General features: G+C 66.5%; 18 protein-coding genes and 1 pseudogene. 9 read left to right on the top strand and 10 right to left on the bottom strand.

What is annotated here, in order from left to right; genetic code table 11:
- Nucleotides 1-383: 383 nt before the first annotated feature.
- Together F5544_RS14220 and F5544_RS14215 are read right to left on the bottom strand one after the other, a co-directional pair.
- Complete coding sequence (locus F5544_RS14220; protein WP_167473636.1) at nt 384-1,922, bottom strand: M28 family metallopeptidase; 1,539 nt, start codon at nt 1,920-1,922, stop codon at nt 384-386.
- Nucleotides 1,923-2,058: 136 nt separating this feature from the next.
- The gene (locus F5544_RS14215; RefSeq protein WP_174867338.1) at nt 2,059-2,583 is read right to left on the bottom strand and encodes a winged helix-turn-helix transcriptional regulator; all 525 of its coding nucleotides are present in this window, start codon (nt 2,581-2,583) and stop codon (nt 2,059-2,061) included.
- Between the two features lie 57 nt (nt 2,584-2,640).
- On the opposite strand from F5544_RS14215, the gene F5544_RS14210 reads away from it, so the two are divergent.
- Nucleotides 2,641-3,285 carry a dihydrofolate reductase family protein gene (locus F5544_RS14210; protein ID WP_167473635.1) on the top strand — a complete coding sequence of 215 codons (645 nt, stop codon included), beginning with the start codon at nt 2,641-2,643 and terminating at the stop codon, nt 3,283-3,285.
- Between the two features lie 18 nt (nt 3,286-3,303).
- On the opposite strand, the gene F5544_RS14205 is transcribed toward F5544_RS14210, so the two are convergent.
- Both F5544_RS14205 and F5544_RS14200 read right to left on the bottom strand, forming a co-directional pair.
- Nucleotides 3,304-3,909: a hypothetical protein gene (locus F5544_RS14205; RefSeq protein WP_167471229.1), complete on the bottom strand. Its 606-nt coding sequence runs from the start codon at nt 3,907-3,909 to the stop codon at nt 3,304-3,306.
- 119 nt (nt 3,910-4,028) lie between these two features.
- Nucleotides 4,029-4,763 carry a C1 family peptidase gene (locus tag F5544_RS14200; protein WP_167473634.1) on the bottom strand — a complete coding sequence of 245 codons (735 nt, stop codon included), beginning with the start codon at nt 4,761-4,763 and terminating at the stop codon, nt 4,029-4,031.
- Between the two features lie 225 nt (nt 4,764-4,988).
- Here F5544_RS14200 and F5544_RS14195 point away from each other — a divergent pair, with 225 nt between their 5' ends.
- Both F5544_RS14195 and F5544_RS14190 read left to right on the top strand, forming a co-directional pair.
- Entirely contained in the window at nt 4,989-6,257 is a 1,269-nt protein-coding gene (locus tag F5544_RS14195; RefSeq protein ID WP_167473633.1) for a lipase family protein, read from the top strand.
- Nucleotides 6,258-6,330: 73 nt separating this feature from the next.
- Complete coding sequence (locus tag F5544_RS14190) at nt 6,331-7,218, top strand: LysR family transcriptional regulator (protein WP_167473632.1); 888 nt, start codon at nt 6,331-6,333, stop codon at nt 7,216-7,218.
- A gap of 72 nt (nt 7,219-7,290) precedes the next feature.
- Here F5544_RS14190 and F5544_RS14185 read toward each other — a convergent pair whose 3' ends face one another.
- Together F5544_RS14185 and F5544_RS14180 are read right to left on the bottom strand one after the other, a co-directional pair.
- Nucleotides 7,291-9,273, bottom strand: a complete 1,983-nt coding sequence (locus F5544_RS14185; protein WP_167473631.1) for a glycosyl hydrolase family 18 protein — start codon at nt 9,271-9,273, stop codon at nt 7,291-7,293.
- A 422-nt stretch (nt 9,274-9,695) separates the two neighbouring features.
- Nucleotides 9,696-10,367: a GntR family transcriptional regulator gene (locus F5544_RS14180; protein ID WP_167473630.1), complete on the bottom strand. Its 672-nt coding sequence runs from the start codon at nt 10,365-10,367 to the stop codon at nt 9,696-9,698.
- Between the two features lie 179 nt (nt 10,368-10,546).
- Between F5544_RS14180 and F5544_RS14175 the strand changes: the two genes are divergently transcribed.
- Nucleotides 10,547-11,215: a GntR family transcriptional regulator gene (locus F5544_RS14175; RefSeq protein WP_167473629.1), complete on the top strand. Its 669-nt coding sequence runs from the start codon at nt 10,547-10,549 to the stop codon at nt 11,213-11,215.
- On the opposite strand, the gene F5544_RS14170 is transcribed toward F5544_RS14175, so the two are convergent.
- The 3 genes from F5544_RS14170 to F5544_RS14160 all read right to left on the bottom strand — a co-directional run bounded on the left by F5544_RS14170 (nt 11,202) and on the right by F5544_RS14160 (nt 14,808).
- Complete coding sequence (locus F5544_RS14170; RefSeq protein ID WP_167473628.1) at nt 11,202-12,188, bottom strand: glycerophosphodiester phosphodiesterase family protein; 987 nt, start codon at nt 12,186-12,188, stop codon at nt 11,202-11,204. The genes F5544_RS14175 and F5544_RS14170 overlap by 14 nt on opposite strands.
- Nucleotides 12,189-12,365: 177 nt before the next feature.
- Nucleotides 12,366-13,874, bottom strand: coding sequence for a hypothetical protein (locus F5544_RS14165; RefSeq protein ID WP_167473627.1), 1,509 nt, complete (start codon nt 13,872-13,874; stop codon nt 12,366-12,368).
- 181 nt (nt 13,875-14,055) lie between these two features.
- Nucleotides 14,056-14,808: an IclR family transcriptional regulator gene (locus F5544_RS14160; protein WP_167473626.1), complete on the bottom strand. Its 753-nt coding sequence runs from the start codon at nt 14,806-14,808 to the stop codon at nt 14,056-14,058.
- A 167-nt stretch (nt 14,809-14,975) separates the two neighbouring features.
- On the opposite strand from F5544_RS14160, the gene F5544_RS14155 reads away from it, so the two are divergent.
- The 3 genes and pseudogenes from F5544_RS14155 to F5544_RS14145 all read left to right on the top strand — a co-directional run.
- Nucleotides 14,976-15,803: a hydroxypyruvate isomerase family protein gene (locus tag F5544_RS14155; RefSeq protein ID WP_167473625.1), complete on the top strand. Its 828-nt coding sequence runs from the start codon at nt 14,976-14,978 to the stop codon at nt 15,801-15,803.
- A gap of 62 nt (nt 15,804-15,865) precedes the next feature.
- Nucleotides 15,866-16,780, top strand: a complete 915-nt coding sequence (locus tag F5544_RS14150; protein ID WP_167479187.1) for a 2-hydroxy-3-oxopropionate reductase — start codon at nt 15,866-15,868, stop codon at nt 16,778-16,780.
- 2 nt (nt 16,781-16,782) lie between these two features.
- Nucleotides 16,783-17,412, top strand: a pseudogene (locus tag F5544_RS14145) (thiamine pyrophosphate-binding protein); the annotation flags it as partial.
- A 27-nt stretch (nt 17,413-17,439) separates the two neighbouring features.
- Here F5544_RS14145 and F5544_RS14140 read toward each other — a convergent pair.
- Nucleotides 17,440-18,168, bottom strand: a complete 729-nt coding sequence (locus tag F5544_RS14140) for an IclR family transcriptional regulator (RefSeq protein WP_238847445.1) — start codon at nt 18,166-18,168, stop codon at nt 17,440-17,442.
- Nucleotides 18,169-18,267: 99 nt separating this feature from the next.
- Between F5544_RS14140 and F5544_RS14135 the strand changes: the two genes are divergently transcribed.
- Nucleotides 18,268-19,437, top strand: coding sequence for a pyridoxal-phosphate-dependent aminotransferase family protein (locus F5544_RS14135; protein WP_238847239.1), 1,170 nt, complete (start codon nt 18,268-18,270; stop codon nt 19,435-19,437).
- A gap of 181 nt (nt 19,438-19,618) precedes the next feature.
- Complete coding sequence (locus F5544_RS14130) at nt 19,619-21,019, top strand: MFS transporter (protein WP_167473623.1); 1,401 nt, start codon at nt 19,619-19,621, stop codon at nt 21,017-21,019.
- The last annotated feature ends 55 nt before the right edge of the window (nt 21,020-21,074 follow it).

Below are 21,074 nucleotides of genomic sequence, written 5' to 3'. Positions count from 1 at the left end.
TTCATGCCGAATTCACGGGCTATATGCAATTTTTCAAAAACCAACTCGTTGGTATTTATTCAATCCCGAGGCACACGCACACATTTCGCCGAGGATCACAAGGACAACACCCACACCTTGATGCGATGTTCACAATCGGAGGTTGCCAGCCATGGCATGCGTAAGCAGCCCGGCTAACTTCTTGCATTTGGCGAAAATGTGATCACCGCCATCCCCACGGCTGGCAAGCATTGCCGGATCGGCCATCCACTACCAAACGAGCTACGGCCCAACCACTTTCGCCACCGCCGACGATGAACGGCCTGAGACCGGGCGAATCGGCGACGGCAATGCCCCTCGTAACTCGCTGTGCGGCAGCGAGTTACGAGGGGCGATGGGTCGCGTCAGTTGGCGGGTTCGACGGCGGCCGTCTCCTGCCGCTGTGACGCGGCCTCCGGCGCGGCCCCGGCGCCGGGCAGGTTCTCACTGAACGCGAAGGTCGCGATCGAGTAGGCGATGGCGGCGGTATTCACGGTCAACGCCGTGTCGTCGATATTGGCGACCGTATCGCAAGCGCTGTGGTAGCAGGGGTCGTACGGCTTGCCCGCCTCGCCGCCGAACATCTGCTGCTCCTCGGGCGTCTTGATGCCCTCGGCGCCGGTGAACAGCCCGCCGACCGGAATTCCCGCCGTCATGAACGGCCCGTAGTCCGAGCGGCCGTCGAGCGCCGCCGGGACGTGCGGCAGGCCGAGGAAATCGAAGTAGTCGGCGAAGGTCTTCTCGATCTCGGTGGACCCGGCGGGTCCCGCAGCGCCGTCGTGGATCTTGTATGCGAAGTTCGGTGACGCGATCATATCGAAATTGAGGTAGAGCCCGATCTTCTTACGATCAGCGTCGGACAGGCTCTTCACGTAGTGATCGGAGCCGAGCAGTCCGAGTTCCTCGGCGCTCCACCAAGCGAACCGGACCTTGTTCGGTGTCGGTACCCCGGCCAGCCGCAGCGCGACCTCGAGCAGACCCGCACTGCCCGAACCGTTGTCGTCGATGCCGGGACCCGCGAGCACGGAATCCAGGTGGGCTCCGGCCATTACGACCTTGTCGGCATCGCCCTGTCCGGTCTCGGCCACCACGTTGGACGTCTTGCGGGTGGTGCTCTCGGTATCGGTCTTCAGCCGGATGACCGCCTTCGCGGCGGCGAGTTCCTGACCGACGGCGAAACTCGCGCCGACCACCGGGATGGTGATGCCGGGACCGCCGAGGGTTCCGGTGAACGCGTCGGTGCGGCCGGGCTGGCCCTCATTGAATACGATCACGCCGGATGCGCCCGCCGCCTGGGCATTTCGCGCCTTGTCGCCGAAGGGGCAGGTACCGCGCTGAACCAGGGCGATATTGCCCTTGCCGAATCCGGCGAAATCCGCGGCCGCGCAGCCGGAGACCGAGCTGTTCGGCTGCGAGCCGGGCGGCAGGGTGAGGTTGACGGCCTGCACGGTCGCCTTAGTCTCGCCGGAGCCCGAATAGGTAAGCGTGGCAAAATCTCCGGGTTCACTGCTGTTCGGCGGGGTCGGCCGATAGGTCTTGGGGTCGGGTGTGATCTGTTCCATGGCCGCGGTCGACCGCTCCCGGAAGAACGGGAAGTCGAACTCCTGCACGGTCACCGAATAGCCCGCGTCACGCAGTTTTTCGGCCACATAGTCGCGCGAGGCATCCTGACCGGGGGTGCCCGCCGCGCGGATGCCGCCGTTGGCGTCGGCGATGGTCTGCAATTGTTCCAAGTGGCGCTTGATATTCGGCGCGTGGATCGAGTCGGCCAGCTGCTGCCGCTCGGGCGCTATGGCCGGGTCGGCGAGTACCGAACCCGTGCATGCGAGTGAAATGACAACGGGCGCAACAACTGCCGCGGCTACGGCGGGTAACACCCTGGCGCGGCTGAGAATACGGGGCATATCGGCTCCTCCAAAGGGACGGAAAAATCCCGCTGATCGGAAGGTAAACCGAGCCGTCGCCGTGATGAAACCCCAGTTGGAGCAGTGGGGAGCCGACAACCAGAGACATCGTGACACCGAAATATGCTGCGAGCGCCTATTTTTCGCCGCCGACGGCCGCGAGATAGGCGGCGGTCAACTCGGCGAGCACACCATCGGTGGGCGACGGCGCACCCGCGAGGTGGGTGGCGCGGAGCTCGTCCATGAATCGGTCCCAGAGCGGCGGCCCGCCCGCCGCGAGCAGTTCGGCCCGCACCGTCAGCTCCGGCGTCGTATCCAACCAGCGCGCACCCCACGCGCCCAACTGGGCCAGCACCGGGACAAGCTGGATCGCCGCCTCGGTGAGGCGGTATTCGACCTTCTGCCGATGGCTCGGATCGTCGCGGCGGGTGAGCAGGCCCGCGGCGACGAGCTTGGCGAGGCGGGCCGCCAGGATATTCGACGCGATGCCCTCCATGGATCCGGCCAGCAGCTCCCGGAAATGGGTGTTGCCGCTGAACATGATGTCGCGCAAGACGATCAGACTCCACCGGTCCCCGAGCAGTTCGACCGTCATATTGATCGGACAGCCCGACTTGCCACGCGGCACCGGCAACTTGTCGTAAACAACTGGTTGCGCCATGAGATCAGTCTAGGTATATTCGAAACCGGTTGCAAGTTGCAATCAGAAGGGATTTCGATGAAACAGTTGGTCCGCGTACAGAACTTCATGGTGTCCGCCGACGGATACGGATCCGGCGAGGGGCAGAGCCTGGACCGCCCGTTCGGCCACGCCGATCCGGGTGCGCTGTTCGCCTGGGCGGGCGCCACCGCGCACTGGGTCAACCGGACAGATCCGGGCGGCACCTACGGCCTCGACGACTACTGCACCCGCGACTTCGCCAACAACATCGGCGCGGAGATCATGGGGCGCAACAAGTTCGGCCCGCAGCGCGGGCCGTGGGAGAACTACGACTGGCAGGGCTGGTGGGGCGACGAACCGCCGTTCCGCACACCGGTTTTCGTCCTCACCCACCATGTGCGGCCCTCGTTCACGCTGGGCCAGACCACATTCCACTTCATCGACATGTCCGCGAAGGACGCGCTGGCGCGGGCCTTCGAGGCCGCCGACGGCAAGGATGTGCGCATCGGCGGCGGGGTCGCGACGGTCCGGGAATTCCTCGCCGCCGATCTGATCGACACCATGCACGTCGCGGTATCGAAGATCGAGCTCGGCCGCGGCGAAAGGCTGTGGACGAGCCCCGACGAGCTCACCGACCGCTTCCACCTGGAGCAGATCCCCAGCCCGAGCGGGGTGGTGCACCACTTCTTCTGGCGCAAGTAGGACCGCTCCCGGCCCGAGCTACTTCGTCGTCGTCGTGACCACGGACGTCGGCTTGGGCGCGGCGGATGTCGTCGCGGACGGCCGCGCCGGGGCGGTCGTGATCCGAATCGGCTCCGGGCACTTGCCATCTCGTTCGCCGATAATGTTGATCTCGGCATTCGACCGCGGGTCGCCCGCGTAGTTGATCTTGTCCGTGCACTTCACGTACTTGTCACCGCCGGGCTCGCCGCAGAACTGCTCTCCGCAGTGGTCCATGACGGTCGTGGTGGGTGCGGCGGTCTGGTTCGGATCCCCACCGGGCGCGCCGCAGTATTCGATACCGCAGTGATCCAAAACGGTCGTCGGCGGCGCGTCGGTTCGATTGCTGTCCGTACCGCAACTGTTACCGCAGCCATCCGCACCGGAACCGTTGCCGGACCGCGGTTTATCCGAGTCCGGCGATCCGCTCGGATTCCCCTGCGGCACGGTAGGACTCGCCGTCACCGAGGTCTTACTCGCCGAACTCGTCGCCGACGCACCCGAATTGGATTCCTTCGACGAACACGCCGACATCACCAGCAGCGCGGCCACAACGGCCAGTAACACACCCACCGTCAGCCGCAGCCGACCGCTCACCCGCACCATCACACACTCTCTCGTCCAACCCAACCGTAGCGACGCTACAGGGTCGGCGAACCGGGCAAACGCCCCAAAAGCTGTGGTGCGGATGTTCGACTGGGCGGATCTCCGGTTGAACGCCCGGATCACGGGTAGGCTATCGGGCCCATCGAGTAAAGCGAGTCGACATCGTCACCGGTGATGAAAGTCCAAGGCGCGGTGAAGAATCCGCTGTCACCCCAACCGGTCCCCCAGGTGTTCTCGATGGTGACGGAGTTTTCGTCGTATGCGACGATCGTCACGGCGTGGCCGCCGAGGATCCGTTCGCTGGGCTTCGGGTCGTAGCGGGAATTGTCCTTGGTCAGGTTCTCGAAGCTTTCCCTGACCTCGAATCCGATGACGACCGGCAGACCGCCCGCGATCGCGTCCTTCACCTGGGCCGCCCGGTCACCGCTGGACAAATCCCGGAAGCCGGAAAGCTTGTAGTGCGCGGCATTCGCCCGCTGCTCGTCGGTGGGCTTGTCGCTATTCCCGTAGTCCTCCGCGGTATCGATACCCTGCTGCTGTTCGAGGGTCAGTACGTCGCTCAGCCAGGGACTGTCCGGGAGCTGCGAGCAGACGTACATCGGCGCCATCGGCCCGCCGGAAATGTTCTGCTCGTTCATCAGCACCCCGTATCCGGTGTAGCCGGTGGCCCAACCGGAGACGCAACCGACCGCACCCTGATTACCGGCGGGTAATGCGTAGTCCCGCAACGAATACGATGCCGGCGGCGCGCCTGCCGAACCGGCGGGGCCGGTTCCGGGCGGATTCGCCGAGGCAACCCCTGCCGAGGCGAGTGCGCAACCCATGATGAATGCCACTGCGGTGACACGACGCATAGCTCTTACCCCTGTCGATTGATACCGGCCACGGTGGGCAACCGATCGAACCGGGCCGGGGATTCCTGCGCGATGTCGCCAATGCTCCACGCGCACAACGGATCAGGGAAGACCGTTCAACTTGGACAGGCCCGCGAAAATATGGTCATGCAAATTTTCGAATATTCGTTAGCCTGGCAATCGATTTGGACCTCCTGCCGGACAACAGAACGAGGATACTCAGCAGTGAGTGATGCAGAACGCGGTACCGCACGGCGCTCGCCGTGGTTGCGGGCCGCGGCGATGTTGGCGGCATTCCTTGTGCTACCGATGTTTTCGACCGTAGACGGACCCACCGCGCGCGCCGAGACCGGATTGACCCTGCCGACGGACGACCCCTTCTACCGCGCCCCCGACCGGCTGGCCGACGCCGCCCCGGGCACCGTGCTGCGCACCAGGACCACCGCGATCGGGATGGTCGGCGCGCGGCTGCCGATGGAAGCGACGCAGGTGCTCTACCGAACCACCGGTGAGCGCGGCGAACCCACTGCGACCGTGACGACAATCATTCGGCCACCGTCGAATTCGGGACCGCTGCGGATCATGTCGTACCAGTCCGCATATGACGCGCTCGGCGCCAAGTGCGATCCGTCCTACACGCTGCGCGGCGGTGGCGGCACGAGCACGCTGATGGACGCGCCGATCTACGCCGCGTATCTGGCGGCTGGATTCACCGTTGTCTCAACCGATTACGAGGGTCTCGACCTCGCGTACGGGGCCGGGCACAAGTCGGGTTACGCCACGCTGGACGGTATCCGCGCGGCGCTGACCGCCCTCGGTGCGCCATCCTCGACTCCGGTCGGCATGTCCGGCTTCTCCGGCGGTTCGATCGCGACCGAATTCGCCGCGGAGTTGGCGCCCGCCTATTCGCCCGAATTGAATATCGTCGGCGCCGCGCTCGGCGGCTATCCGGTCGATCTCACCAACGTGGTCAGCTACGTGGACGGCACCCAGGAGTGGGCGTCGCTGCTGCCCTACGTATTTCAGGGTGCGGCGCGTGGATTCGGCATCGATGTGACGCCGTATCTGTCGGATTACGGCAAGCAGCTGTTCGCACAGGTCGCCGATGAGTGCGTACCACCCACCGGCCCCGCATTCCCCGGCCTGCGAATGCAGCAGCTGCTGCGGCCGGAATATCCGGACTACCGCACCATTCCAGCGCTCGCGCCGATGATCGAACAGACCAGGATGGGCAGGTCCGGCACGCCGAAGACGCCGCTGTACCTCGGTGGCGGCAATGTCGACGGCATCGGCGATGGCGTCATGGTCGCGGGTGACGAGCGCGCACTGGCCGCCGATTACTGCCGCCGAGGTGTCGCGGTTCGCTACACGGAATATTCCGGCGCGAACCATTTGGCGGCAGGTGTCATGTTCGTCCCCGCCGCGATGGCCTTCCTGCAGGCGCGCTTCGACGGTGCCCAGTTCGACAACGGGTGCGCCGAGCTGACTCGATAGCTGACAGATCGGTCGAGATTGATGAGCTCGACACATGTTTGCCAGCTCATCGATCTCCATACAAGATTGGCCGATGGAGCTTCACCAGTTGCGCTATGTCCTGGCCGTCGCCGAGACGAACAGCTTCACCAGGGCGGCCGAGCGGTGCCTGGTCGTGCAGTCCGCGCTCAGTCACCAAATCGCACGGCTGGAAAGGGAACTCGGCGCGAAACTGTTCGAGCGCACCAGCCGCCGGGTGCGCCTGACACCGGCCGGTGCGGCCTTCCTGCCCGCCGCCCGGCAATGCCTCGACGCCGCCGAGCGGGCGAGCGCCGAGGTGGCCGCGGCCGTCGGCGAGGTGCGCGGGCGGCTCGCGGTCGGCGTCATCTCCACCGCCGCGGCCGTCGATATCCCGAATGCGCTGCGTGAGTTCCGCCGGCGGTATCCGCAGGTGCGCATCGGCCTGCGGGTGCGCCCGAGCGAGGACCTGCTCGAACAGGTCAGGCAGGGCACGATCGACGTGGCCTTCGTCGGGCTGCCGATCACGGCGCGGCCCGAGGGCGTCGCGGCGCACAAACTCGCCTGCGACCGGCTCGTCGCGGTGGTCGCGCCGGACCATCCGCTCGCCGCCGAACCGGCGGTGGATCTGCGCAGGCTCGCCGCCGAACCCTTCGTCGACCTGCCTGCCGGGACCGCCGGGCGCGCCGAATCCGACCAGATGTTCGCGGCCGCGGGTCTGGAGCGCGACGTCACCTTCGAGGTGAGCACCGGGGACTACATCGTCCGGCTCGTCCGGCAGAACCTCGGTGTCGCCATGCTGCCCGCCGCGTATGTGCCGCAGCTGACCGGCGTCGTCGCCATCGAGGTGAACGACGAATTCGCGCGCGTCGAATACGCCGTCTGGAACAACTCCGGCCGCACGCCCGCGGCGACGGCCTTCCTGACCGATCTCGGCATTCCCGTCGATGGTCACGAATCCTGAAGTGCCCCAATGCATCCGGACGCGCGAATGTGGGCCCCCGCAGGGTAGGGCCCACATCCGCATTCGGAGACGCTAACTCAGCGTGAGGTCATCCACGTAGTACTGGCCCTGCGCGTACCAGCCGTGCACCCAGACCGTGACGCTCGTGGTGCCGGCGCCGGTGCTGAACTGGGTCGAAAGCTGTTGGTACGCACCGCCGGTGCCCGGAGTCCAGGTGGACGTGTCGGTGGCTCCCGTACCGGTGACGCCCAGATAGACGTAGTTGCCGTTCACCCAGCCCGTCAGGGTGTAGGTGTGTTTCGGTGCGACCGTTATGGTTTGCGAACACTCGGCTGTATCGGTCGCGCTCGGCGCACCCGAGAGCGCGTGTTTGCCACCGTGCACCGGGGTGGCGACGACCGAGCCGAGGTTGCCCGTGCAGGTCCACGGGGTCAACGCGCCGGTTTCGAAGTCACCGTTGGCGATTCCGGTGCCACCGGGCGTTGTTGTCGTCGTAGTGGTGGTTGTCGTCGTCGTAGTGGTGGTCGAGGTCGGCGGCGTTGTTGTCGTCGTTGTCGTGGTGGTGGTCGGCGGCGTCGTCGTGCTCGTGGGCGGCACGCAGCCACCCGCCGAACCGTTCACGGCGTCGACGAGCTTGTTGAAAAGCGTTGTGCCCGGGTCCAAATCCTCCAGCGAATACGTCATCGCCCCGGCGAGGCCGTGGCAGTGCAGATAGTCCACCTTGGCCTGGATGGACTGAATGGAGTCACCACCCCACCAGTTCGTGCCGTCGTAGAAGTAGGCGGCCTGCGCGGTGGCGTCGTAGAAGGTGTCGGCCGGATTGTCGACCACGCCCGACAGCTCCTTGTACATCCGTATGCCCGGCACATTCCCGGACAGCGGTGCGCCCGCCGCCGGACCGGACGCGGGCTGGAACACCCCGTGCTTTCCGGCGTCGGCGACACCCGTCCAGCCGCGGTAGTAGGTCGGGAAGCCGAGGGTCAGCTTATTCGCGGGGAAACCGCCCGCTATCCCGTACGAGCTGTCACCGGTCGTCCACGCGGTGATCGCCTCGTCGATGTTGTACTTGGCGGTGCCCGGCGGGACCGGGTTCATCGGGTCGTCCGGGCGGCTGTAGATCGGATCCTGGAAGTTGGTGGGCCCGGTCGCCTCCCAGCCGCCGTGCATGTCATAGGTCATGACATCGGCGAAATCCAGGTATTTGCCGAGGTTTTCGGTCTCGTAGTTGCGGATCTTGTCCTGCCCGGCCGAGACGGCGGCGGTCAGCGCGTAATGCTTGTTGTCCGCGGTGCCCTGCGCGTCCAATTCGGTGCGGAATTCGGCGGCCAGCGCGGTGAAGTTCGCCTTGTCGGCGCTCGACGCGTGGTTGCCCAGGTGGCCGCCGCCGCCCGGGTACTCCCAGTCGAGATCGAAGCCGTCGAAGATCCCCTTGCCGGTGCCCGGCCCGCCATAGCCGTTCTGCGAGGGCAGATTTCCCTTCATGAACATGTCGACACACGAGGAGACGAACTTCTTGCGTGCGCCGTCACTGGCCGAAACATCGGAGAAGTACTTCGAATACGTCCAACCGCCGATCGAGAGCAGCACCTTCAGATTGGGGTACTTCGCCCTCAATTCCTTGAGCTGCTTGAAGTTTCCGACGATCGGATCGTTCCAGGCGTCCGAGGTGCCGTCGACGCTGATCGAGCCGTCGAACGTCTTTCCGTAGTCGGCGAACGAATCGCCCGCGCCGTCACCGGCATTCGGATTGTTCTCGTCCTGGCTGGCCGCCTTGTTCGCCTCGAAACAGGTCAGATTCGTCGGGTCGATGTTCTCGAAATCGTAGATCAGGTAATCGAGTTTGCCCGCGATACCTTCGGTATCGAGACTCTTGAGATAGAAGGCGTTTTCGTACACCGACCACTGGTCGTAGTAGGCGACCTTGATACCGCCCGATGTCGGCGACGCCGCCGCGGCCTGTTGCGGTGCGGTGCCGGGCGCCGCCAGCGCCATCGCCGCGCCGAGCGCCAGACTCGCGACCGCCGCGGCGAGCCCGGTAATCCTTGCCGTACGCATGGGTCTCTCCTGCGCTCGAACCGGCTACCGCGCCGACTCGCGCGGGAGCCGGTCGGGGAACTGACTATGGAGTTCGTTGAATAGCTGAATTCTCATGGAACACAACACCTCTGATTGAAGCAGCCGAGAACGCGCGCAATCGGACGACGCGCGCCGGAATCGGATTAGGCTGCCGGACACACGATCTGGTTATATGCCGCAGCAATAACAGGGTGACCATCCGCCGCGATCGAGTCCATAGCATGCGGCAGTGGGGATCAGTGGGGATCGCTCGACGAATGCCTACTCGATCACCGCCGGTTTTCGACCACTTCCCTGGGCAAACTCCGCCCGGTGATCAATAATTGAACTATGCCTACCGAATAGCCTTGCGCGGCAATTAAATTCCGGCAGCGACCGGACCGCGACGGAAAATAGCCGAATTACGCGTCGGTCGCGTCCAATCCGCGCCGCAGGTCGGCCTCCAGCGCGTCGAGATGCGCCTGCACGGCCGCTCGCGCGCGTTCCGGGTCCGCCGCGTCGGCCAGCGCGCGAAAGGAGTCGGCGCGCGGTTCGACGCCGCGCCCCTGCGCACCGTTGAAGCGATAGCGGCTGGCGGCATGCCACAGGTTGTCCAATGTCCGGATATCCCATGCCGTCGCGGCCGGCCGGATCAATTCGAGGTGGAACGCCAACTCGGCGTCGTATCGTTCGTCGGCGGCGCCCGCCGGTGCGGTGAGCCGATCGATCAATTCGTGCAGCCGGGTCCGAGCCGCCACGTCGAGCAGCGGGCAGGCGCGCGATCCGAGTTCCGGCTCGATCAGCCCGCGCAGCCGGAAGATTCCGCGCAGATCCGCCGCCGACAGCGGCGCGACGAGCGGGCTGCGGCCGGGCCGGTTGATTACCAGGCCCTGAGATTCCAACTCGCGCAACGCCTCTCGCACCGGAATGAAGCTGACGTTCAGCTGCGCGGCGATCTCGCGTACCGAAAAGGCTTGGCCCGGCCGCAGCACCCCGAAGACGATCGAGCGCCGGATCTCGGTGGTGACCTGCTGAGCCAGGGATTTATCCGCCAGCGGGCGAACGAGCGCCGCGCCTTCCCCGCGGGTGGCCATGGTCCTCCGATCCGGTATCGCGATGTAGCTGCCACCAGCCTAATGGGCGCTGTCGGGCGCAGCCCGTCCGCAGACCCGCGCATGGCCGGAGCGAATGCGGAGGTACGCCTAGTGGGCGGCGAATCGAGGCAAGGCTGCGCTATATCGTATAGACGCGGTCGCGATGTGCTGGAGGCGAAATGGACGACACGGCAGGGCAGGTGCCCGCGGTCGATCAGGTACTGCACGAGATCCGCCGCCGCGTCATCGGCGGCGAGCTGGCGCCGGGTGCGGCCATCGCGGCGCGAACGCTGACCGAGCAGCTCGGCGTCGGCGAACTACCGGTCCGAGAAGCGTTGCGCCAGTTGCGAACTCAGGGACTGCTCAGTTCGCGCCCCGCGCGCGGCACGGTGCTGTGCGCACTCGACGCGCACGATCTGGAGTCGATCTACCGGCTCAGGATCTCGATCGAGCCGGAGCTGGCGGCCGAATCCGTGCCGCTGCTCACGCCCGCCGATCTCGCGCGCCTGCAACGGCTGCTCGACGCGACCTTCCGCACGCCGATCACCGAGCGGAGCTGGGCACACGATCGGGAGTTCCACGAACTGCCGCTGCGGCCCGCCGCGACCGAATGGGATCTGCGCACGGTGCACGCGCTCTGGGACGCCGCGGATCGGTTCACCCGGCTCACCTTCGACCCGATCGACGCCGCCGCGGTCGATGTCGACCGGCACCGGCGCCGTCATCAAGCCATCGTCGACGCGGCGTGCGACCGCGATGCCTACGGAGTGCGCACCGCGGTGCGCATCCATCTCATGGAGAACGCGGCGGAGGCGCGCGCCATTCTCGGCGGTGTCAGTTGCGGTTGAATACCGGCGCGATTCGGTCGACGTGATTGGTCCACACCCCACCCCGATAACCCGGCGGCAGCCGCTGGAGATCTTCGGGTGAGTCGAAGCCGCTGGAGAATTCCTCGGTGCCGTCACCCTTTTCGATGACGACGACGGTGTCGTTGTCCGCCATGCGCTCGATGAAATCGTTCGGCCAGCCCCACAGCATGGGAGCGAACTTATCGGGCAGCAGGAGCTCGATATTTCGGCACGACTGCGGGACGTCACCGTGCCAACCGGTTGCGGCGAAGGTCGCGACACAGTCCGCGATAATAGCCCGCGAGGTGACCCGCATATCCGGAAGTTGTTGCCGCAGTGCGGCAATCGACTTGTCACCGCCCTCAACGCTGAGCAGCTTCCTGCGCCCCTCGGACAGCGTCGACAAAGCGGTCGCCAACTGCTGCCCATCGGCCGGTTCATTACTCTTCATATCGATGAGCAGGCGCTTGTCCGGAAAGGTGTCGAGCACCTGCTCGAGTGAGGGCATCAGGCCGATTCCCTTGCCGCGGAACGGATAGGTCTTTCCGCCGTCGGCGGTGTAGCGGTAGCCGACGTCGAGGGTTTGCAGCTGCGCCAGCGTATGATCGCTGGTCTTTCCCTTTCCGTCGGTGCGACATTCCAGATCCCACTCGTGGGTGACCGCGAATCGGCGGTCGGCGGTCGGCTGGATATCGAATTCGACGATATCCGCACCGATTTCGAACGCGGCCCGCATCGATGCGATCGTATTCTCGAGGTAGGGGTGCGTCGGCGGCAGCATCCGATCGGCGACACACGTCTGATTCGTCAGGCCCTCGGTGGAAAACGCCTGCTGCATACCACCATTCGCGAGGATGAACGGCCGGACCTCCGGCCGGTCGGCGTGTGCGGGCCCGCCGCCGAGCGCTGCGGCGGCGAATACGGCGAGACAGCTCGCCAGGATTGCGGCGGTGCGCGAATTCCCGTGACTCATCGATGATTTCCCTGTTGTCGGCACCACCGGCACGACGGCGGCGCATGAACCTTCGGCGCGCGGATCCGCACCCGAACTGCAAACGTTATATCATATAGCGACGGTCGAACGCCGTGGCCAGACGACTCGGCCGGTGCGCCGCAATCACCGAATAGCCTGGCGCACAGTCGATCCGGCTCACCCAGCCAGGAATGCCAGCATCTCCCGACGCAGCTCGGGGTCGATCTCCCACTCCGCGGCGGCCGCGACCCATTCGCCCGATGCGGCCGGGCGGACCGCGGGCGGCCAGGCGGCGAGGGTCGCGAGCGCGGCGCGGCGGCAGCGGATGACCCGATTCGCGAGCGCAACGGGCAGCAGGCCCGCGCCGATGCCCGGATGCACGCGCAGCCGTCCGACGACGATCTCCAGCACCCGGTCGGCCGCGAATTCCCGGCCGATGCCCAGTGATTCGGACGGGCCGTGGGCCAGCTCGGCAAGCGGCAGCAGCTGTTCGGCGAGTTCGACGACCCCGCCGATCCGATCCGCGCCCGCGTGCCGCATCGCCCACTGCCAGACATAGGCGTTGTCGGGCTCGATGCGCAATCGTGCGATGGCGTCCGGCAACGCATCGATGCCGAGCCTGCCCGCGCAGGACAGCGCGGTCTCGAAGATATGCCCCTCGCCCGTGACGGCCGAATTACCCGAGAGCACACCGGTGACCAACTCGCGCCACCGTCGTCGCGGAATCCGGTAGCCGCTGAACAACAGCGCTGCGTAGCGGACCCGAAGCCGACCGGGTTCGCCGTCCGGCCAGTCGAAATCCGCGTTGGACAACCACTTTTCGATGGTGAGTGCCGCATCGAGCCGAACGATGGCCGGGTCGGCGCGGTCGACCAATTCGGCGAAGCGGTGCATGGCCGCGACAGCGTCCGGGTAGTCGCGCATATCCTCGGCGGGGCCGCCGAAGGCCAGCGCCCGCAGGATGCCCGCGGCCCCGTCGAGCAGTTCGTCGTCGACGGTATCGTCCAGCAGGGCCTCGTACAGGCCGCCGGTCGTCGCGGCGATATAGGCCAGATACTCGTCCATCACATCGTTGCGAAAACCGCTGCGCAGCAACCAGGCTCGAATATCGGGGTCGCTACAGCCCGCCAACCGTTCGACCGCGTGGATGCGGCCCCAGCCCACGAGCTGGCGCGCCAGCTCGAAAACCGCGCGCTGACCGTCGGTTTGGGTTCGCAGCAGCGCGACGACCGCGAAAAGCGCGAACTCATCCAATGTTCCCAGCAATTGCAGCAATTCGCGGTCGCGTTCGTCACCGCAGATGCCGAGCAGCACGATACCGAGCTTGGCCACCTCCCTGCGGGTGGCGTTCTCGGTGACGAATCGTGCCGCCCGTCGCAGCTTTTCGCGCGGTAGGTCGCGAGATCGCAACTCGCGCACCAGATCGTCGGCGATCCGCACGGGCGACAGTCCCGCGAAGAGCTCCAGCAGCCGAGCCGGATCGTCCATTCCGGCGACCACACCGTCGGCCAGTTCGGTCACCGGCTGTGCCGCGGCCCGGCGATGATGGGTATTGATACCGTCGAGCACGACGCTCGGCAGTACGAATCGACCGTGCTCACGGGGCTTTTCATCCGGAAGCGGATACCCGTCCCCCGGCCAGGGACCGGGACCGTACAGAGCGGCGAGCGATAGTGCGTGGGCCACGAACGTGGCCTCGTCGGGGCTCACCGGCTCGGGCGCGAAACGCCCTTTCCATCGAAGATCATGAGCACGAGGATCGCAGCCGCGCCGCCGATGCGCAAGCGTCCGGAACCGGGGACGGCCAGGCCCTGTGTCGAAGTCCGGCTGGGCCACGGAGGCGCCGGATGGGACTTCGACACAGGGCCTAGTTCAGGTCGGCGGACAGCGCGCGACTCACCTCGGTGAGCAGCGGGACCGCGCGGCGAACCAGATCCTCGGACATGCGGCCGACCGGGCCGGAGATGGAGACGGCCAGTTTGGCGGGCGCGTCCGGGATCGCCACCGCGACGCAGCGGACACCCAATTCCTGTTCGCCGTCGTCGGTGGCGTAGCCGTCGCGGGCCGCGGCCGCCAGCTGGCGGGCGAATTCGGCCGGGTCGGTGACGGTGTGCTCGGTGTAGCGGGGCATGCCGGTGCGCCGCAACAGATCTCGGGCCTGCTCGGCGGGCATGCCCGCCAGCAGCACCTTGCCGACGGCGGTGCAGTGCGGCAGCACCCTGCGGCCGACCTCGGTGAACATGCGCATGGAATGCCGGGACGGCACCTGGGCGACGTAGACCACCTGGTCGCCGTCGAGCATGGCCATATTCGCGGATTCGCCCAGTTCGTCGACGAGATGCTGCAGCTGCGGCCTGGCTCGCACACCGAGCATGTGCGCCGAGCTTTCGCCCAGTTTGATCAGCTTCGGGCCGAGCACGTACTGACGCGAGGGCTCCTGCCGCAGGTAGCCGAGGTCGACGAGCGTGCGCACCAGCCGGTGGATGGTCGGCAGCGGCAGGCCGGACGCCGCGGCGAGCTGGGAAAGGCCCATCATCCCTCCCCCATCGGCCATGGTCTCGAGCAGCCCGAACGCGCGCTCGATCGACTGGACGCCGCCGCGCCCCTTGGTTTCGGTCACCAACTCGCCTCTTCCATGTTTCCGGATGGTGGAAGTTTACCGACTCCCCCGGATGCGGCCGGAAACCGCTCGACACCTTCGGCATTCCTTGACGAGGCCGGAGTCCGGCTTCTAGCATATTCCGTATATCAGAATCTTTCTTCCGTATTATGGAATAAGGAGCTACTGTGCGGCATACGCTTCGCTACGAGGTCAACTGTTCGATCCTGTTCACCGAACTACCCGTGCTCGCGCGCCCGGCGGCGGCGCGGCAGGCCGGCTTCGACGCGGTCGAGTTCTGGTGGCCGTTCGACAGCGCGGTCCCCGGCGACGCGGAGATCGACGCGTTCGTCGGCGCCGTCGCCGATGCGGGTGTCGCGCTGGCCGGACTGAACTTCGCCGCGGGCGATATGCCGGGCGGCGATCGCGGATTGGTCTCCTGGCCGGCCCGATCCGCGGAATTTCGCGACAATATCGACGTCACAATCGGGATCGGCGAGCGACTCGGTTGCCGGAACTTCAACGCGCTCTACGGAAATCGGATCGTCGGAGTATCGGCGGAGGAGCAGGACGAGTTGGCGACGGAAAACCTCGCCGCCGCGGCCGCGGCCGCCGACCGCATCGGCGGCACCGTCCTCGTCGAGCCGGTCAGCGGCGCCGACCGCTACCCGCTGCGCACCGCCGCGCACGCCCTCGCCGTCCTGGACCGGGTGCAGACCGCCACGGGCGCAACGAATCTCGGACTGCTCGCCGACCTCTACCACCTGGCGGTCAACGGCGACGACGTCGACAAGGTCATCGCCGAACACACCGGCCGGATCGCCCACGTCCAGATCGCCGACCATCCGGGCCGGAACGAACCGGGCAGCGGCGAACTGCCGTTGTCGCGTCAGCTCACCGAGTTGTGGACTCGCGGCTACCGTGGCTGGGTCGGACTCGAATACCGGCCCTCCGGCGCCACCGCCGACAGCTTCGACTGGCTGCCGCGCGACCGCCGCGCCGCCGATGGCGACTGAAAACCATTGTCCAGCAATAACTCTAGGGATACGAAATGACTACAGCATCGCGAAGCGATTCGATGAGGGGCGGTGGCCGGGCGACGGGCGGGCCCGATATCGCCTTCATCGGATTGGGCATCATGGGCAGCCCGATGGCCGTGCACCTGGCCAATGCGGGTCACCGAGTCACCGGGTACAACCGCACGGCCGCGAAGGCCGCGCCGCTGGTCGCGGCGGGCGGGCGTGCCGCGACCTCGATCGCCGACGCGGTTCGCGGCGCGGAGGTGATCTGCGTGATGGTGCCCGACTCGCCCGACGTGCGCGCGGTGCTGACCGGCGAGAAGGGCGTCTTCGACAGCGCCGAAGCGGGCGCGCTGATCATCGACTTCTCCACCATCCGTCCCGACGTCGCGGCCGAATTCGCCCGTCAGGCAGCCGAATCCGGTCTCCGGATGCTGGACGCGCCGGTCTCCGGCGGTGAGGCGGGTGCGGTCGGCGCGACGCTGTCCATCGCGGTCGGTGGCGCCGATGCCGACTTCGAGCGGGCGCGGCCGATCTTCGACGCGGTGGGCAAAACCGTTGTGCACGTTGGCCCCAGCGGTTCCGGTCAGACCGTCAAGGCGGCCAACCAACTGATCGTCGCCGCCAATATCCAGGCGCTGGCCGAGGCCATCGTGTTCCTGGAGACATACGGTGTCGACACCGAGGCGGCGCTGCGGGTGCTCGGCGGCGGGCTGGCCGGTTCGCGGGTGCTCGAGCTGAAGCAGGACACCATGCTGGCCCGCGCCTTCCAGCCCGGATTCCGAATCGACCTGCACCACAAGGATTTGGGCATCGTGTCCGACGCCGCGCGGCAGGCCGGTGTGGTGCTGCCGGTGGGCGCGCTGGTCACCCAATTGATGGCCGCCGCCAAGGCGAACGGCGATGGGGCGCTCGACCACAGCGCGCTGCTGCGCGGGGTGGAGCGGCTCAGCGGGCGGGCGAAGGTGAACTGACGATGGTTCGAATGCGTGCGGTTGACGCTGCTGTGTTGATTCTGGAAAAGGAAGGGGCTACACAGGCTTTCGGGTTGCCGGGGGCGGCGATCAACCCGTTCTACAGTGCGTTGAAGGCCCACGGTGGGATCGGGCATGTGCTGGCGCGGCATGTGGAGGCGGCCTCGCATATGGCCGAGGGGTACACGCGGGCGGCGGCGGGGAATATCGGTGTCTGTGTCGGGACTTCGGGTCCGGCGGGGACCGATATGGTCACCGGATTGTATTCGGCCAGCGCGGATTCGGTCCCGATCCTGTGCATCACCGGGCAAGCGCCGGTCGCCAAGCTGCATAAGGAGGATTTCCAGGCGGTCGATATCGCCGCGATCGCGGCGCCGGTGACCAAGTGGGCGGTCACGGTGTTGGAGGCCGCCCAAGTGCCCGGCACCTTCCAGAAGGCGTTCCGGCTGATGCGCGAAGGCCGTCCCGGCCCGGTGTTGATCGACCTACCGATCGATGTGCAACTGGCCGAGATCGAGTTCGATATCGACACCTACGAGCCGTTGCCGGTGCAGCGTCCGGCCGCGACCCGCGCGCAAGCGGAGAAGGTGCTGGCGATGCTGAACGCGGCCGAGCGGCCGCTCATCGTCGCACCTCGAGCGCTCGAAAAGGTAACGCCGCTAACCCAGTCGGGTGCTGAGGGTTTGGGCGGCTTCGTGGACGGCGGTGCCGAAGGTGGGTTCGGAGTCGGGGGTCAGGCGGCCGATGGGGAGGTTGACGCTGAGGCTGGCGATGGGGGTGGCGTCGGGGGTGCGGACGGCGGCGGCGACGGCGCCTACGTCGGAGCGCCATTCGCCGCGGTTGACGGCGAAGCCTCTGGTGCGGATGGCAGCGAGTTCGGCGCGCAGTCGGTCCGGGTCGGTGACGGTGGTGTCGGTGTAGCGCGGGAGTTCGGCGGCGAGGAGGCGCCGGACGGTCTCCGGGTCGGCGTAGGCGAGCACCGCCTTGCCGTTGGCGGAGGCGTGTAACGGAAGTGAGTGTCCCAGAGCCATATTCGTGCGGACCGGCTTATCGGTTTCCAGTCGCTCGATGAGCACCATCTTGCCGTCCTCCGGCACGGTGAGATGGATCGTCTCCCCGGTGCGCCTGCGCAGATCCTCCATGATCGGCAGCGCGGCGCCGCGCAGCCCGAGATCGCCGCCGGCCCGGCCGCCCACCGCGAGCGCCTTCGTGGTGAGCACCCACCGGGTGACCTCACCGGATGCGGGACGAATCCACCCGGCCGTATCGAGGGTGACCAGCGCGCGCTGCACCGAACTTTTCGGCATGTCCAGGACGCGCGCCAATTCACCGACCCCGACCGGCTGCCGGGCCGCGACCTCCTCCAGCACCCGCAATGTATTCAGCACGTTCCGCAAAGCCTTGACTCCTCGATTGGGCATCCCTACCCTTGCTGAACCTTCTTGCGGAACAGTGTGCCATCTCACGGCACAGAATGGAACCCGATAGTGATCACCCCGCACAGTGGACGGCATTTCCTGCAGATTCCCGGCCCCACCAACGTCCCCGATCGCGTGCTGCAGGCCATCGCGCGACCGACCATCGACCACCGCGGACCCGAATTCGCCGAACTCGCAATACATTTGATGGACAAGCTCAAACCGGTGTTCGGCACCGGCGGCCCGGTGGTCATCTATCCGTCTTCCGGCACCGGCGCATGGGAGGCGGCGCTGGTGAACACCCTCTCCCCCGGCGACCGGGTGCTGGCCTTCGAAACCGGTCACTTCGCGAGCCTTTGGCGGGAGATGGCCGAACGCCTCGGGCTCGCAGTCGAATTCGTGCCCGGCGACTGGCGACGCGGCGTCGATCCGGCCGCCGTCGCCGATCGGCTCGCCGCGGATACCGCGCACACCATCGCGGCGGTGATGGTGGTGCACAACGAGACATCGACCGGAGTGACCAGCCGGATACCGGAGATCCGGGCCGCCGTCGACGCCGCGGACCATCCCGCGCTGCTGCTGGTGGACACGATCTCCTCGCTCGGGTCCATCGACTACCGCCACGATGCGTGGGGTGTCGACGTGACGGTCGGCTGCTCGCAGAAGGGCCTCATGCTGCCGCCGGGCCTGGGCTTCAATGCGATAAGCGAAAAAGCGCTCGCCGCAAGGCAATCCGCGCTGCTGCCGAAGTCCTACTGGGATTGGACGCCCATCCTCACCGCCAACGAACGCGGTTTCTACCCGTACACCCCGACCACCAATCTGCTGTACGGACTGCGCGAGGCCCTGCTGATCCTCGAAGAAGAGGGTCTGCCTAATGTTTTCGCGCGGCACAGCCGCCACGCCGCCGCTACCCGGGCCGCCGTCCACGGCTGGGGACTCGAAATCCTTTGCGCCGACCCGCGCGAGTACTCCGGCGTGCTCACCGCCGTACTGCTCGGCCCCGAATACGACGCGGACAAGGTGCGCCGAATCATCTTGGACCGCTTCGATATGTCGCTCGGCGCGGGCCTCGGCAAACTCGCCGGGCGGGTGTTCCGCATCGGCCACCTCGGTTCCTACAACGACCTGATGCTGGCCGGAACCCTCGCCGGCGTCCAGATGGGTCTGCAACTGGCGGGCGTCACCGTCGACCCGGCGGGCCTGCAAGCCGCGCTCGACCTGCTGCGCGCCGAATAACCTTGGGCCGATAGGTTTTTCGGCCCGCAAATTCTCTCGCTCCCTGCTGGGCACGTCCGCCGATGACGGCATCCGATCTTCGACTCAGAAATGCTCCGCAACGAGTGGCTCACCCATGCTCGCAGAGCTGGATTCGATACCCGGCGCCGATCGCGCCGGTCACCTACGAGGAGGTAGGTCGTTGATCGAGCGGACTTCCCCCGTCCGGCGCCTGTCCGAAATGAAGCGCTGGACCTACATTTTGCCGATCGTCGTATTCATCTACGTCATCTGTTACATCGACCGGACCAATATCAGTTTCGCGCTGCCCCACCTCGAAACCGATTTGCATCTCAGCAAGTCCCAGCAGGGCCTGGCGAGCGGAATCTTCTTCTGGGGCTACCTATTACTGCAGATCCCCGGCGGTTACATCGCCGAACGCTGGAGCGCGCGCCAGTGGATCGCCATCCTGATGGTGCTGTGGAGCATCGCCGCCATGGCATCGGGCCTCACCCACTCCGTCGGCCAGCTGCTGATCGCGCGCTTCCTGCTCGGCGTCGCCGAGGGCGGTGTGCAGCCCGCGCTGATGACGACCATCCGGTCGTGGTTCCCGTTCGCCGAAAGGGGCAGGGCCTACGCGATTTTCAAGCTCTACACGCCGATCGCGGCGATCGTGGCGGCACCGTTCTCCGGTGTCATCCTCACCTATCTGGACTGGCGCTGGATGTTCCTGATCCAGGGCGGCGCCCCGCTGGTGGTCGGGCTGATCGCCTGGCTTGCGGTGGTGCGCGACACCCCGGCCAAGGCGGGCTGGCTCTCCCAGGCCGAACGCGACTACATCGAGCGATCCCGGCTGGCCGAGGGTGAGCCGCTGCAGCATCGCGGCACCTTCAAGGCGGCCCTGACCAGCCCGATCGTCTGGCAGTTCGCGATGATCTACACCCTGACGCAGATGGGTCTGCTCGGCCTGACGCTATGGCTGCCGAGCGTGCTCAAAAAGGCATTCCACACCGACATGAAGGTGGGTCTCGTCGCGATACTGCCGCAGTTGGCCGCGGGCGTCGCCATCATCCTCGTCGGCCGTTCGGCGGACCGCCGGGGCGGACATATCGCACACATGTCGCTGGTGCTCGCGACCGCGGCGGCGATCCTCGGCGGCGCGAGTTTGATTTCGGCACAGCAGAAGTGGCTGGTGCTCGCGGCGATGATCTTCGGCACCGCCGCGTCGATCGCCTGGTACGGACCGTTCTGGGCCACGGTCACCAAACTCACCCCGGTCGCCGCCGCGGGCGCGGGCATGGGCCTGATCAACGGGGTCGGCAACCTGGGCAGTTTCTTCGGGCCCTATCTCGGCGGTTGGCTCAGCGACCTCAGCGGCGGTGGTTACGCGCTCACGCAAGCGTTCTTCGGCGCGGTATTCGGGGTGGCCGCACTCCTCGTGCTGACGTTGCGAAAACGATTGCGCGCGGCAACAAGCACTTCAGCGACCCAGCCGCAACCGGAGGCCGCCGAACGATCCGCTTACCCCGATGGCGCAACTGTTGAAAGCAAATCGGTTGTACCGCACGACCAATCGGAAACGGATGCCGCTCGGCTCGGCTGATTGGCAGCCGCGCGAGATGCGCCGCCACTTTCGGCACCGACGCGAAAACCAATGG

This window comes from Nocardia arthritidis, from assembly GCF_011801145.1.
Lineage (GTDB): Bacteria > Actinomycetota > Actinomycetes > Mycobacteriales > Mycobacteriaceae > Nocardia > Nocardia arthritidis_A.
Note: the sequence above shows the minus strand (reverse complement) of the source record. Positions and strands in the feature narration are given on the sequence as shown.

Coding starts and splice junctions, on each gene's coding strand:
- F5544_RS14170 (WP_167473628.1), bottom strand. CDS start 12,188: ATGAGTCACGGGAATTCGCGCACCGCCGCAATCCTGGCGAGCTGTCTC.
- F5544_RS14205 (WP_167471229.1), bottom strand. CDS start 3,909: ATGGTGCGGGTGAGCGGTCGGCTGCGGCTGACGGTGGGTGTGTTACTG.
- F5544_RS14215 (WP_174867338.1), bottom strand. CDS start 2,583: ATGGCGCAACCAGTTGTTTACGACAAGTTGCCGGTGCCGCGTGGCAAG.
- F5544_RS14210 (WP_167473635.1), top strand. CDS start 2,641: ATGAAACAGTTGGTCCGCGTACAGAACTTCATGGTGTCCGCCGACGGA.
- F5544_RS14220 (WP_167473636.1), bottom strand. CDS start 1,922: ATGCCCCGTATTCTCAGCCGCGCCAGGGTGTTACCCGCCGTAGCCGCG.
- F5544_RS14180 (WP_167473630.1), bottom strand. CDS start 10,367: ATGGCCACCCGCGGGGAAGGCGCGGCGCTCGTTCGCCCGCTGGCGGAT.
- F5544_RS14185 (WP_167473631.1), bottom strand. CDS start 9,273: ATGCGTACGGCAAGGATTACCGGGCTCGCCGCGGCGGTCGCGAGTCTG.
- F5544_RS14190 (WP_167473632.1), top strand. CDS start 6,331: ATGGAGCTTCACCAGTTGCGCTATGTCCTGGCCGTCGCCGAGACGAAC.
- F5544_RS14150 (WP_167479187.1), top strand. CDS start 15,866: ATGAGGGGCGGTGGCCGGGCGACGGGCGGGCCCGATATCGCCTTCATC.
- F5544_RS14175 (WP_167473629.1), top strand. CDS start 10,547: ATGGACGACACGGCAGGGCAGGTGCCCGCGGTCGATCAGGTACTGCAC.
- F5544_RS14200 (WP_167473634.1), bottom strand. CDS start 4,763: ATGCGTCGTGTCACCGCAGTGGCATTCATCATGGGTTGCGCACTCGCC.